The following is a 14,248-nucleotide window of genomic DNA, read 5'->3' on the forward strand; positions in this document are numbered from 1 at the left end:
TCATCGAAAGTGCTAAGGCAAATGGTCTTAATCCGTTTAAATATCTTCAATTCATCTTCAGCCAATTGCCGGGGGTTCAGTTTGGACAGCATCCGGAGTTTCTTGAAGATTACCTTCCCTGGAGCCCAGAAGTCCAAGAAGCCTGCCAATAGAGCAAAGCTCTGTTCACTCGAGTTTTGCTCTTTTTTCTATCCACCGAGTTATTTGACGCTTACGTTAAATAAACTTCTGGTAAGAGTCATTAGCCGTTCCTGCGTTGTATAGTTAAACTCCATCGCCTATTTAACAATAGCTTCTTTTCCTAGGTTTATCAGGATCGGCCTAAGCTTTCAAATGAAAGGGGGCCATAATCCCGTGTCATCATCAAAAAAGCTACTCTACACGTGAGGGAAACCAGCTTGAACAAAGACGCCGCGGGTAATTTTCCAATCACCACTGTCTCATTCTTTAACATTTAAGTAAAAACACGTATTCTCTTTTAATCAAAAGAAAGGATCATTTTGTACACCAGAGGCAAACCCTTCGGATTAGTTCTCAATTAGGAGAAAATATCTCCATATTGCTCCATTAATTTTTCCAAGTCTTTACCGTTAGTCTCATCTAATTGCTGGATGTTATCTGTTTGAATTGTGCTCATTTCCTCATCATTCTCATTAATGACATAAACTAGCTTCGTACTATGCAACGCTTTAAGCAGCTGCTTTTCATCCTTGAGATTTAATGCCTCAATATATACGTCCGTTTTTTCTTTCAATTGATCGAAAAGCTTGGACAATTCTTTATTTTTATTCCTATATTTTTCTTTTTGTTCTGTAAGCTTGCGAACTTGATCCTGAAGCTTCTTGATTTGGAATTCCGCGTCGATAGTTTGGTCATATAATTTCTTTTGATTTTCTTGAAGCTGGGTCAAATAAAATGTCAGCTGCTGCGCGTTGCCTAAATTGTTTTTTACAAACTCTTTGATATTTAAGGTGGTAAATAAGTTATTATTAGCGGTATACATAATATCGCTGCTTTTTAATGTTTGATTATACTCCTCTACCATCTTATTAATCTCTTCATTTCGGGCAAAGTGGTAATACCTAATGTTAGAGATCCCTAAGTCTTGGCTTGCATATGCAGCCAGGTTACTGAAAGTCAGCCGCATTACTTTATGTTTATTATCTTTAAAAAATTTATGAAGGATCTCTTTTAGTTCATTTGTATCAAAAATGGATGTTCGAGCCATCATTCAACTTCCTTACATGACATATTTACTTAATAATAGCGCATTTTGATTCGCGAGACTTTTAATCTTGTTAATGATTACACCATAATCTTCCGAAAAATTTTTCGATCTTTTGAATTGCTTGACTAATTCTTGTAACGCGTCGATTTCAGTCGCTAATTTTTCTTCATTACTGTTAATACGTTGCAAAATGCCTTGATTGTTAGTAGTAGATGAACGCCGGAAGAATCTACATATTGCACAGTCGTTATTATTTTTCAAACACTCCTCAAATCCTTCAGAAGGATTAATACATCTGCCGCCTGTTACTTCACGATACCTCACTTCTTGTTTTTCAATGGCTGTACGATAAGCATATTCGTGATTAAAGGAATTCATATGTATTATAGAAATCCCCATTTTCTCACGATTTTTTAACGCCATTCTTTTGGCCATGCTGTAGGTAAAACATTTCACAAAGCTGCCCACATGGTTGTAGTAATGGTAACTGCTATCAACGGATCCATGCCGGGCAATCTCCTTTATCATAATCGGTTCAATATCATTCAATACTAAATTAATAAACGCGTAATGCCTTGTGTCCATCGGACTGATGAGTTCTATTTGATAAGGCTGCAACTCGTTACCGTTATTTTTCGGTATCACCTGATAATTAAATTTATTTTGTAGCACATTAACATAAAACTGCTGAATAATCTTTCTGAGATGATATTCATTAAATTGCTCTAATATTTTTGTATTCTTGAAAGTAGATTTTTTATCTTCCAGACATTTAAAATAAGATCGATGAGATAACAGAAACTGCCTTTTTCCAATAATCTGATAATCACGGTCATAGAAATTTTCCATTGAATCATAATGGTCTACAATTGCCTTATAATTTTGTATTAAAAGATAAAGCTCCTCGTCAATTCTTATCTCGTGATCTTCATAGTCATCTTTAATTTTATGAGATACCGCAGGCACGTTTCCCTTCAATAAGGTTCTTTTTAAAGTCAGAAAATACTTATCATCATCTTTCCTTGTACAATCATAAGGCGTTAGACAGAATTCAGTAGTTCGTAAAGGAATTTTTGTAGTTATTTCCCACCAAATTTTTAATGGATAATACTTTTCTTTTTCATCCTGGTCGCATATATCCCAATACCAGTCTATTGCTTCACCCAAGCGAAAAATACTTTGGAAATCCTCCAGCTTTCTTTGGCGGTCAAACCTATTTTCTTCAGCTGATATGCAATAAGACTCATAATGATAATTTATGATTTCGATACATGTTTCATCTACGTTTAGATTATAAAAATCCAGGAATTCTAATACATTATAGTAATATCTAACGTAAGGTTGATTCTCGCTATTCATGAGTGATTGAAGTTGTGTTAAATTGATGTAGTGCGTTTTCTCTAATATATTTTTAATCGCTATTTGAATTAAATATATGGTTTCCATTGCTGAAGAACCGAGCTTGTATAGAACAAACGTCTTCAGAGAATTCACTAAATCAATATATAGACCAATATCCCGATTCTTTGATTCCTGGGAGAATACAATTTCATTAAGCCCAAAATCCATTTTTCTAATTCTCTTCTCGTTGCTCACTTCCCAGACTAAATCATCGAAATGTTCATTAAGTATGATATTTTTTGACTTATACTCATTAAAGAGTAAATAGACTTCGTTAAAATCAATTTCTGTGAATTCTTTAACTTGAACACTTGAAATATTTGCTCCGTCAAGCTTTTTCTCGATTATTAGCATGACTTCACCTCTGAAATTGCAATCGATTATTAGTCCCTAATTTTAAAATTTTATTTTTAATTTCAACTAAGTTTATAAAAGCAGATACCCTTTCTCGACCAAAGAGATTCACCGCCTCCTGAAGAATGGGTAAATATGCATTCAGCAATGCATATGAAAATCTCTGTCTATCGAACTCAAACACGGCTGTTTCAATGTTTGTTAGAACTTGAGATATTAGATCCCTAAACTGTAAAAGAAAGTACATCTCGGGAATCAAATATTCGCATCCAACACAATCCGTCCTAGTTGGATAAATGCATTTCGACCTATCAACAGACTTTAATAAGCATTGTGAATGTTCCATTTTAGAGGGTGCTTCACCTAATGATATTTTCCTTAGCATTTCCATCATTGCTTCTTTTGGAGTCACCAATAGTTCTTTAATCACAGCAGCTACTCTTGATTGATTATCAACAACACCTTTAACCAACCACTCAAGCATATACGGTTTGATCGGCAACAATTCTGAAATTTGCTCATTTTGTTCCAGCATATCTTTTTTTACAAATAGTTCCCCGCCGATTAATTTCAACATGAGATACGGAAGAAAACCAAATGTCCCTCGTTCGCAAAGAGCGAAGGTTATCCGATCAACATCATTGCTTTTATTGATATGTTCCAAGTAGACTTGGGTTGTACTCGCAATACCTCTTTTATCGGGTTTATGGCTTCGAATAATTGAGGCAAGATAGTAACCCATTCCCCATCCCTGATCTTGACTTGTGGTTTGCACAATATTTAGGTAGGTTTTCACTGCTCTGCTGTTCATAAAATGACCTTCACCGAAAATTTCACGATATGGTTCACTAAAAAAATTTATATGTGAGTTTTTCCGTCCGGCTCTTTCCGTAAGCAAAGTCTTCTTTTTTTCAATTCTCCGATGAGCCTCACATAAAGCTATGAGCATTCCTATGACTGGCACATAGCTGTCTTCAACTACCACCTTCAATGGCTGATTACTTTTTCTCTTTGTTTTTTGAGGTTTTCTTTGGAAGGCCTTAACAATCCTCATCATTTCATTAATGATTAATTGAGCCATTTCTTTTGAGAATTTCCCTTCTCTAATGCTCTGTATTAGCTCATATTCATTCATGCTCAGCACAGTTTCTAATGATAAGGACGGCAATGCAAGAAGATCACTGTGCCTCCAACCGACAACATAATGCAACGAGCAATAGAGCCAGGTCATAGCGTAGCCTCTTACGTTTAGCGCTTTTTCCAGATAAATAGGGTAATGCTCATGATGTATATTAAAAACAAGAAATCCAAAATCTAGCCACTGTTCAATCGAGTAAGGCTGGACTTCCTCTTCATTGGTACCTTTATGAATTTTGAACTGATTTGTATATCGCGTACTTAAAGTACGGTTACAAAAATTAAGAAAGCGTGACATTTCATCTTTAGCAGTATTCGTATCCACCGTGTCCAAGAGGTTCATCAATTCATTATTATCATAATCAAATATTTCTTTTTTTAGAGTTCCAAAGGTTTCTGTGTAAATGGATACTAAAGCATTTACCAACACAATTCCGTTAGTTACTGCATTAAATCTTTCGACCACGAAATCTTCGTAAGCCTCAATCGTTCTGGGGACATGACTATGTTTAATATTTTGGATAAGGAATTTATATTTTTTGTATGGGCTGCTTGTTTTAAGAGTTAATTCATTTTCAAAATGTTTTTTTATCTTTGGTACATCTTTCTGGAAAATGATATTCGCATGTCCAAAGGGATGTTTTCCTGGAGGAATATACTCAACTCCCAATTTTTCTAAGACTCTGATGATTTTTTTATCCGACCAGTCTCCATGATCTGTTTTCAAATTTAATTGTTCAACTAGCTCATTTAGCGTAATCGTCTCTTTTTCCAGCTTATATATGTAGTCCACTTTGGATTTCTCTAAATATAATAACTTACCAACTCTGATTGCATTAACAAATTTGGCAATGGTATCAACCCTTCTGCCAAACATTTGCGCAACTTCTTTGTTGGTATAATATTCTTCCGGGTTATTCACTCTATCCCAGAGTTCATAGAATTCCAAAAATTTGTTTTCATCAGAACACTTTATGTAAATATCATCGAATTTTTCATTAGTAAACCAATCCACATTTTGATATTCAGCAACGTATATTGTATGCCGCGCAACATCCTGAAAGCTGGAGAAGCCTTTAGCATGATATTTGTTTATATAACAATCTCGTAAAAAATCAAAATTCAAATAACCATTTACATCACTAATAAATTTTATCTCTGCACCGGGTTTAATCCATTGTTTAATCGAGTCATACTTTCTTCTTCTGTATTTTTGATCAATGTAATCAAATAAACCCCTAAGATCAGATCTGAGAATTCTTCTTATATCCCATGAATCAATAGGATTCACAAATTTGGGAATAGGGTATCTATCAATGAAGTTTCTCAGAGTATTAAGGGTGATATCCGAAAACCTGTCATCTTGCTGAGCCAGTTTGAATAATTCTTTTATCCCGTAGGTTTGTTCCAAAAGATTTGATATAGCGTCAATTTCTTCATACGGGAATAATTTTCTCGTTTTCGAACCAAACGGAATTAATATAGGATGTAAAATTTGTTTTTCGACAGCTGCCTCAACAGTTTTGAAAGTAATCTTTAATTTGGCGCATACTTCATCGATGGAGTAATAATTTTCATACATACCTTCACCTATTACCTCTTCTTAGAGTTCAATAAGTTTTAAACTTTAGCTCTAGTGAGAATACAACCAAATCCACTACTCTAAATTAAATGGTTACAAATTTTTACTGTAAGGGCTGATTATGATAATTTCAAAAGTTATATTTTCAAATGAAACAATTTCCTATTCATACCAGCCACTATACGTCTTGGGCACATTACTAGGTTTGATAGAAATAGCATGTAGCCCTTCCTGTCGCCTGCTTGCTGCTAAGCTAATTTCGTCCGTTGATTGTATTGAATCAACAGAGATCCTTTCGCATTTTGCAGAGACTCCTGCCACATGAGTTTGTCCAACAATTAGAATGCCATCATCAATAATCGAATTTACTCCTAGCTTGTTCGCTAAAACCTGAACCTTGTGACTTTTGCCCGTCCCGCTTTTACCATATAATCCATAGATCTTCATAAAGTTATTTACCTTTCAAAATCTATTTTTTAACCCGGACAAACAATCAATTGACAGGTAAACTTCAATTGACCCGCGATAATACATTCTACTCCGTGGTATTATCTTTATTTCCGATTTTGACTTTGTTTTCTCTCATTATGGAGGACTAGCTTAGAGCTAGTCTATCTCAATACTAACTGGATGGGAATTGTACTTTGATCTTAATAGCATACGATATATAAGAAGCGCTCTCCTTAGCCCATCCATTTTGCCTTTCAAATAGGCATTATCCGGAACATCATTAAGCTCTTTTTCGAGACAAATAATCTCCTTTTCTAGCTGTATTATAAAATCGTCCGAAATTCCAGAATCAGCTTTCTTCATACACTTCTTCCTTCCGAACTTATTTTACGTTATAACTAACAATTACCCTTATCTACTAAGATCTTCATAAACCTTCTTTTGAATAAAAGAAATTTTATCGTCAATTAACGGATGGTGGGATAGATATATAATTGCCGTTTCTAACGAGCTATCTCCTCTCCAATAAGCAATCTCGACTGGACTTCGCGTTTGCTCTAACTCTGATATAAACTGTGTGAAAAAATGCCTCAGCACATGCGTATTCATTCTGCCGCTCATCAATAAATTTGCTTCACTAAGTGACAAGAAGTCGCCGTTATTTAGTAATCTCTCAATCAATAATTTAACTAACCTTGTAAATTTATTTTCATAATCTTGAGATGTCATCGCTTCACCATAGCGGTTAAGAAATAAAGCTCCAAACGGATTTTTTACATGTTCAATTAACTTCAAATGCTGGTTGTAAATTTCCTGAAACATGGATAGGAAGACAGGATGTACTGGTTGTATTCTTCGTTTCTTGATTCCACCTGTAATTATGCCATCTGTACGCAATTGAGTGACTTCCTTCAGGTTAATACTAAACCAACCGATATCCAGTCCGTACATACTGTATTGAATTTTGTCTTGTGAAACATTACATACTTCTCCTCGTCTTAAACCCGCAAATGCCTGTAAACATAACGCTAATTTGAGCTGTGGATAATGAATGTCACAAAGAGTAAGAAGCTCTGAGAAAACAAAGCTGGAAATTGACTTTATTCGTTCCGGTGGTGATGCAGTTATGCTAGAATAATCAACTTGAAACAGGGTGTTATATATATCCTGTTCTCGTTTGAATTTCTGTTTCACATTGCCATACTGCTTGGAATAGGATACCTTCACATGAACATCCTCTTTTTGCACAAATTCCATGTCCTTACATTCCTTCAATAAAAACCGATAAAATTTATTAAGCACCCGCTCTACTTTTTCAACCGTTTGCCGAGTCTTTTGGTCGTTCCCAATTCTTCCATCCTTTAAATCCCTAAGATACTCATTCCCATGCTTTATATCTAAGTCCGTTATTTTTCGAATACGGTAAACCTTATACTTTTCAAAAAACACATAGTTCAGAAAAGATACGATAACTTTGGCGTGATAATCCAATGTCTCAATCCTTGTTTTACCTAACCCTTCAAAGTAAAAATATCGAGTATATCCACTTACTTTAAACTTCTTATTTTTGGTGTTTTCCACAGTAATAAACATATAATTTTTTACATTTCCACGTTCATCTATAATCGTTAGCTTGCGTTTACCGAACCTAATGCTTTTAATCTTTTCCGTCCAATCTCTGTGAATAGAAAAGGGAACTACATTATCCACCAGTAATCCTCCGTCTAAGACCAAGTCTCCCGCGCTTTCGCTTGGGCTACACCCTCACCCTTTAATTAAGCATTATGAATCCATTTCGTTTAAGTGACTTAATCATTATGTATAATAAATTATAAGTTCTACGTTTATTCGTATATTCCTCTTAGAAATATAAACAAAATAAAAAACAGTCCTCGATACTATATAAATATAGCATCGAGGACTGTTTTTTATTGTTTGTTTTCGTTTAACTAATTTCGTCTTTATACATAGGGTTATATCGTGGATGAACACAGCCAGGGCGCCGATCAGCAGCCAAAACCAGCCGCGCGTTTTCCAGATCCATCGGCCCAGCACGGCCAGCACAGCCGCCCACACCGGAACGAGAAAGACGGAATGCGTCAAGCCCCGGTGCCACATCTGATAACGGCCCGCCGTGTCCCACCACGAGGAGATGACGTCGATATCGGGAATCTGGGACCCGGCTACGGTCGTAAACAGCAGCGCCTGCTTCTCTTTGCGCGTCATCCCCGTTTTGTTAACGGCGCCGTACAACGTTAACCCGAATAACGTATGTGTGATCGTATCCATCGCTCAGGCTACACCTTCTGCCCTACAGCCGCTGAAGCAGGCTGCTTCAGAATCGGCGTCAGCACCAGAATGCCGGCCGCAAACAAGACGGCCGCCGCTTCGTACATAGCGATCAGCGAGAAAACCTCTTTCAGGACGCCGGACATGCTCATCGTCACGACCATAGCGCCCATGAACATCGGGCTGAGAATGCCGTTCACCCGACCGACGAAAGCCGAATCGGTATTTTGCAGAATGACCGTATTAATTCCGATCTGAATCGCCGGCAGCACCAGTCCTCCGAGAAACTGGGCGGCAAGGGTCAACCAGAACATCGTGGAGAAGCCGGTAATCGCCAGGCTTATCGCGCTGACGGCCATACCGACGGCGAGCATCCATTGGGGCGACATTTTCTTCGACATGCCCATGGCGATGGCTCCGCCGACAATCATCGCTACCCCGTTGGCCGTCATCAGCCACTTCAGGTTCTCTTTATCCAAGCCGAGCTGCTCGGTGATAAGAAATACGCCGAGCGGCTGAATCAGGCCGAGCGCCAGACCAGCCGTCACAAAACAGGCGCCGAGCGTCGTGAGCAGCTTACGGGACAGCACGTAACGAAAGCCCGCACCCATCTCATCCCACAGCGACGTCTTCAGGCCGCTGTCAAGCTCCGTCTCCGGATCTTTCGGCAGAAATAACAAAACCGCCGCAGAAAGCAGGAACGCAATGCCCATAATGCCGATCGCCACTCGAATGCCGTACTCCTGATAAACGAATGTGCCGAGAATCGGCCCCAAAATCATAAACAGCGCAAACATCGTCTGATACAGCGACATCCCCGCTTGAATTTTGTCCTCCGGGACATGCAGCTTAAACAGACGCATACCGGAGGGCTGAGAAAACTGCGACAGAATCGCGGAGACGAGCGTGGCGAAGAAAACCGCTTTCCACGAGCCAACCGACATCGTCAACAGAACGACGAAGATCGAAAGCGCGCTTAAGATATCGCACCAAATCATCGTCCGCTTCGGCTTCCAGCGATCCGCAAATGTCCCGCCGATGAAGGAGAAAATAAAAATAGGCGCAAACTCCGCCACCGAAATTAAAGAAACGGCCAACGAATCCCCGTTCGTTTGATCGACCACAAACAAAAGAATAGCGAAGTTCCGTACCCAAATCCCGATCTGCAACAGCAAACCGGACAACAAAATCACCTGCACGAACCGGTTGCGAAACAACCCGTCCATCCCCGCCGCTTTGGCAGCCATCTGTTTCATCCTCCAAACCTTACTAGCTATAATGTGCCCAACCAACTATAATACGACGGCCACGGCCAAAAGGTTTCTTACGTTTTCAGGAAATTCGGATATTTCCTTGCAACCGGAAACAAGCTCCGGATCGAAATCCGAAGCTTGCAAGCCGCGAGCGAAAGCGCCTGGCTTTATAAGGGGACAACTGCAGTCCGATCTTCATAAACGCGCGCCTGGATGGTGAATATGACCTTCGTCCCTTCGCCTATCTTCGACTCCACGGCGATGGTCCCGCCCATCAATTCGACGAGCCGCCTTGATATCGCCAGGCCAAGCCCGGTCCCCCCATGCTTCCTCGCCGTATTTTCCGTCTGATAGAAGGGCTGGAACAAATGCGGCAAATTCGTTTCGGCGATTCCGATGCCGGTATCCCGAACCGTGAATTCAAGCTGTAACCGATCCCCCTCGCGTTTTTTCTGGCGAATGTGAATGTCGATCCCGCCTTTTTCGGTAAATTTAACGGCATTGCCGATCAGGTTGAGCAGCACCTGCTTCAGCCGCCCTTCATCGCCGACCACCAAAGCGGGGAGCGCCTGATCCAGCTGCCAACGTACATCCAGCTCCTGCTGCTGGCATTGCCGCAGGAACAGCTGCAGCGTCTCCTCTAGCGTAACCTGCAGGCTAAAGGGGGCTTGATTCAATGTCATTTTGCCGGATTCCATCTTGGTGAAATCAAGAATGTTCTGGATGACGGTGAGCAGCCCCATGCCGCTCTTGGCGATGATCTTCACATATTCCCGCTGCTCAGCGGAGAGCGCCGTTTCCTGCAGCAGTTCGCTCATGCCGATCACGCCGTTGAGCGGGTTGCGAATCTCGTGGCTCATGAAGGCCAAAAACTCGCTCTTGATCCGCGCCACCCGTTCCGCCTCCAGCTTGGCTTGCAGCAGCTGCTTCTCCGTACGTTTCTGCTCGGTAATGTCTTTGGAAATCGTATAAATGTCAGCGATCTTCCCGTCCGCAATCATCGGCACAATCGTCGTGCTCAGAATAATCTCTTGCCCGGAACGATGGCGGATTGTACATTCGACGGTTTGCGGCGTTCCCTGCAGCGCTCTTGCGAAGCAGGAACGAATCTTAAGGCTGTCGCGGCGGCTTAAAAATTGGGTGAACGGCCTGCCCAGGTAGGCGCCGGATTCGTAACCCGTGACCCGCTCCGCCGCCGGATTCGTACGCAGCAGCCGACCGTTCAGGTCGAACATACAGACCATGTCGGGATTGTGCTCGAAGATCGAATCGTATCTTTGCTTGTTCAAGTGGGCAACCCGGAGCGCGAAGCGCCCGTCCATATGCTGGCTGACGGCAACGATCGCGACGATCAGCAGCGCGGCGGCGCCGAGCCATGAGGCGAGCAGCATCTCATCAATACGAACGGCGCGATGAACGACATCGACTTGGCCCTGCGCTTTGAATTGAGCTGCCAGCATACCGAGGTTATGCACGCCCACGATCGCCGTTCCGAACACGACGGCTGCCCCGGCTTTCCTCCAAGGCGAGGATGGGCTGCGCTTTCGCCGATGCAGGAGCGAAAGCCGAATTGCGTTGAACGACAGCGCAAACGCAAGGAGGAAGGACAACACAACCAGGTACGGTTCGTAAGACAGCACCGCGGGCAGCCGAAGCGCCGCCATGCCCGTATAGTGCATCCCGGCGATAGCCAGCCCCGTAAACAGCCCGCCGGCCAGCGATTGCAAACCGGAAACGGCGCTTCGCGTCATGACCCACAGCGCCGCCCACACCCCCGCGACCGGCAGCAGCATCGACAAGATCAAGTACGTCGTATCATAGTGAACTTCAACGGGCAGACGGTACGCCAGCATGCCGACGAAATGCATCGACCAGATGCCGAGCCCCGCGGCCACCGCACCGAGCCCCATCCCAACCGCCCTGGATCTGCCTTTCATCGTGAGTAAGCGTTCGTTTACATACAGCGCACAATAAGAAGAAAAGAAAGCAATCGATACAGAGAGCAGCACAAGAGGTAAACTGTAAGTTCCGTGCAGGTATTCCATACTTCACCTCAATTAAGTAGGCTGTATGACATAAAGTCCTCTCTATATAGTAATTCTAACGTATGATTATAAATTCCTTCTTTTCCCACGTAAACCTATAAAAGCTATTAACATATACATAAAATGTCATTTAATGAAGATGCCGCCGAAGGGCAACGCCTCTCTTAATACACGGCGAAGCAGCGAATCCTGCCGCATCCCGGCGGCGAACGCTTTATCCCGCGGCGTCGGCTGAAGCAGCACCTTCCCGTACCCGGTCATCTCCCACTGATAATTCATCCGCTGGCTGGCGAGCGGATTGCCGTACACACGCAGCCGCATCGCCGCCTTCTCCGGGAACGCGACGAGGCAGCCGACATCGACATATACGGGCCGGTGCGGGTCGAGCGTCAAATCGCAGAGCGGTCCGGCCGACAGCAGCCCGAGCAGTCCGCCCCCGGAAAATTTCATCCGCGCCCAGTCCTGCGTAACAAGCGCTTGCTTGACCTTCTGAAAGCGGCTTTCGAGCTTCATCCCGCCGCTATATAACAGCACATGGCGGATATCGAACAGCAGGTCGCTCTGCTCGGGCAGCTCCAACGGCTTTAAACGAAATCCCATCGGCACACCGAGCACGAACCGGGCGGGTCCGGCGATGCGCGATTCGACCCATTTTTTCTTGCGGTACATGCCGGACAAATTTAAAATCCGGTCCTCTCGCCCCTGCGGAGAGCCTTGATAAGCGATGATCCGGGAAGGGTGCAGCACATGCGCGGTATCCCCGTGGAACAGCTCCACCGTCGCCGCTTGTCCTTCCGTCCCCGTTCCGTCCACGTGAATGTTCATTCGGATCCCCCTTGCGCGCCGCCCCGTCCCCGCCGCCATAAAGTAAAGCGGATGACCCGGGTGATGATGAAATAAAGCAGCGCCAATCCGGCAGCAGTCAGCGCGGTAGCGGCAATTTGCCGATTTCGGACCGATTGGGCCCGTCTTGCGGCCTCCATTTGCTCGAGCAGCTGCTCGAGCCGATCGTTGCGGCTGCGGAGCTCACGGTTCTCCTCCAGCAGCCTCGCTTCCGCCTCCCGGAATTGCCGGGCGGCTTCCTCAGATCGGGCCACCGTCTCCTCCATTTGTTCCCGGCTTTGCTCGAGCTGCCGTTTCGTCTCTTCATACTGCTCCTGGAGCTGCCCGACTTGCTCGGGCATCCCGTATATATCTTTAATCCGTTCTACTATTCCGGCATGGGCAGTGTGCCACGGCAGGGCGAACAGCAGCAGCAACCCTGCCAGCGTTATGGACAACACGCGCATTTCCTTCCCGGGCGTGCGTCGTTTATTCGTAGTCCCTGGCATGGGTCAGCCTCCTTTTGACAAGCCATACGCTAGGTTATCCGATAAGTTTTATTGTACAAGCATGCCGCGCAAAAAGGAACACGAGGGAACCTGACAGGTTTAGGAGAGGGATAAAACAAAAAGAAGGACTGTCATTTCGAGCAGGCACCAAGCCTTCCCGAAACACAGTCCTTCCATATCCGCAGCCGCATGTAATCTTCACCGGAAATTATATTGTAAGCGTTAACAAGTAAAGCGATAGTAAAATTAAAGCACGTGCAGCCGGGACAAATACCCGACAGCCGATTCAACCAACCGCATCCATCCGATCATGGACAGCCAAAGGGGAACGCTGAGCATCACTCCGAACATCAACCCGACGGACAATCTTCCTTCCATGACTCCATGCCTCCTTTTGCTGCGGCCAATGCCGGCAGATTACTTCTATTATATGATGAAAGCGCTGCACTTGCATCTATTTTTCAGAATTTTTAGAAATCTCTGTACCAGGTTGACCCGCCTATTCTTGTTTCATGCGGATTGAACGATAATTAGGCGGCTGAAGCCGCGGAACTTTAAACTATTTTGCTTCATTTGGCGTAAAATATAGAGAGAGGTCCATTTCAAATTTGGAGGGAGTTGAGCCGCTTATGTTCGTTAGCCCTACCAAAGGTTCCGTCACGCTGGAAGACATGATCTTGGATCTGCATGCCTTCGTGCAGGCCGACCCCGATGCGCAGTATAAAATCGTCATCGGTACCGATTCGCACACGACCCGCAAGTATACGACGCTCATTACCGCTGTGATCATTCACCGAATCGGCAGAGGGGCCCGTTTCTTTTACAGCCGGAAAAACAGCCGTCCCTTAAACGACCTCCGCACACGCATCTACAAGGAGACCGAGCTAAGCCTGGAGCTCGTCGACGTCCTGAACCGCAAAGGCATGGACCAATTGCTGTCGCAATGGCCGCTCGAAATCCATATCGATATCGGACAGCAGGGCGAGACGAAAGCGCTGATTCAAGAAATTTGCGGTTGGGTCACATCGGTCGGCTATGAGGCGCGCATTAAACCGTTGTCTTTTGGCGCAAGCTCCGTGGCCGACCGGTTCGCCGAATAGCTTAAGCCCGCTACACTGTACTTCGCTCCAGCTTCTACGAATAAAGCACTGCCCGGAGGCAGTGCTTTTGGTCATTTT

13 protein-coding genes are annotated in these 14,248 nt (G+C 43.7%); 2 read left to right on the top strand and 11 right to left on the bottom strand.

From position 1 onward, the window contains the following. A partial coding sequence (locus FKP33_RS12350; protein ID WP_141335236.1) for a transposase domain-containing protein occupies nucleotides 1-152 on the top strand: 152 nt, incomplete at its 5' end. A gap of 386 nt (nucleotides 153-538) precedes the next feature. Here FKP33_RS12350 and FKP33_RS12355 read toward each other — a convergent pair. The 11 genes from FKP33_RS12355 to FKP33_RS27690 all read right to left on the bottom strand — a co-directional run bounded on the left by FKP33_RS12355 (nucleotide 539) and on the right by FKP33_RS27690 (nucleotide 13,448). Next, entirely contained in the window at nucleotides 539-1,231 is a 693-nt protein-coding gene (locus tag FKP33_RS12355) for a hypothetical protein (RefSeq protein ID WP_141335238.1), read from the bottom strand. 9 nt (nucleotides 1,232-1,240) lie between these two features. Beyond that, nucleotides 1,241-2,983, bottom strand: a complete 1,743-nt coding sequence (locus tag FKP33_RS12360) for a hypothetical protein (RefSeq protein WP_141335240.1) — start codon at nucleotides 2,981-2,983, stop codon at nucleotides 1,241-1,243. A gap of 4 nt (nucleotides 2,984-2,987) precedes the next feature. Further along, complete coding sequence (locus tag FKP33_RS12365) at nucleotides 2,988-5,702, bottom strand: hypothetical protein (protein WP_141335242.1); 2,715 nt, start codon at nucleotides 5,700-5,702, stop codon at nucleotides 2,988-2,990. 606 nt (nucleotides 5,703-6,308) lie between these two features. Next, nucleotides 6,309-6,515, bottom strand: a complete 207-nt coding sequence (locus FKP33_RS12375) for a hypothetical protein (protein ID WP_141335246.1) — start codon at nucleotides 6,513-6,515, stop codon at nucleotides 6,309-6,311. A 48-nt stretch (nucleotides 6,516-6,563) separates the two neighbouring features. Continuing rightward, on the bottom strand, nucleotides 6,564-7,862 hold the full coding sequence (locus tag FKP33_RS12380; protein ID WP_141335248.1) for a site-specific integrase: 1,299 nt from the start codon (nucleotides 7,860-7,862) through the stop codon (nucleotides 6,564-6,566). 105 nt (nucleotides 7,863-7,967) lie between these two features. Then, a complete protein-coding gene (locus FKP33_RS12385; RefSeq protein WP_230876035.1) occupies nucleotides 7,968-8,441 on the bottom strand; it encodes a metal-dependent hydrolase in 474 nt (157 codons plus the stop codon). Nucleotides 8,442-8,449: 8 nt separating this feature from the next. Next, entirely contained in the window at nucleotides 8,450-9,688 is a 1,239-nt protein-coding gene (locus tag FKP33_RS12390) for an MFS transporter (RefSeq protein WP_054798055.1), read from the bottom strand. 173 nt (nucleotides 9,689-9,861) lie between these two features. Beyond that, on the bottom strand, nucleotides 9,862-11,739 hold the full coding sequence (locus FKP33_RS12395; protein ID WP_141335250.1) for an MHYT domain-containing protein: 1,878 nt from the start codon (nucleotides 11,737-11,739) through the stop codon (nucleotides 9,862-9,864). Between the two features lie 126 nt (nucleotides 11,740-11,865). After that, a complete protein-coding gene (locus tag FKP33_RS12400) occupies nucleotides 11,866-12,564 on the bottom strand; it encodes an AIM24 family protein (protein ID WP_127607922.1) in 699 nt (232 codons plus the stop codon). After that, a complete protein-coding gene (locus FKP33_RS12405) occupies nucleotides 12,561-13,070 on the bottom strand; it encodes a hypothetical protein (protein WP_141335253.1) in 510 nt (169 codons plus the stop codon). The genes FKP33_RS12400 and FKP33_RS12405 overlap by 4 nt, the downstream gene beginning before the upstream one ends. Nucleotides 13,071-13,316: 246 nt before the next feature. Then, a complete protein-coding gene (locus FKP33_RS27690; RefSeq protein ID WP_258313439.1) occupies nucleotides 13,317-13,448 on the bottom strand; it encodes a hypothetical protein in 132 nt (43 codons plus the stop codon). A 251-nt stretch (nucleotides 13,449-13,699) separates the two neighbouring features. Here FKP33_RS27690 and FKP33_RS12410 point away from each other — a divergent pair, with 251 nt between their 5' ends. Further along, nucleotides 13,700-14,170, top strand: coding sequence for a ribonuclease H-like YkuK family protein (locus tag FKP33_RS12410; protein ID WP_127607920.1), 471 nt, complete (start codon nucleotides 13,700-13,702; stop codon nucleotides 14,168-14,170). Nucleotides 14,171-14,248 lie beyond the last annotated feature (78 nt).

The organism is Paenibacillus sp. tmac-D7, assembly GCF_006519665.1.
GTDB lineage: Bacteria > Bacillota > Bacilli > Paenibacillales > NBRC-103111 > Paenibacillus_G > Paenibacillus_G validus.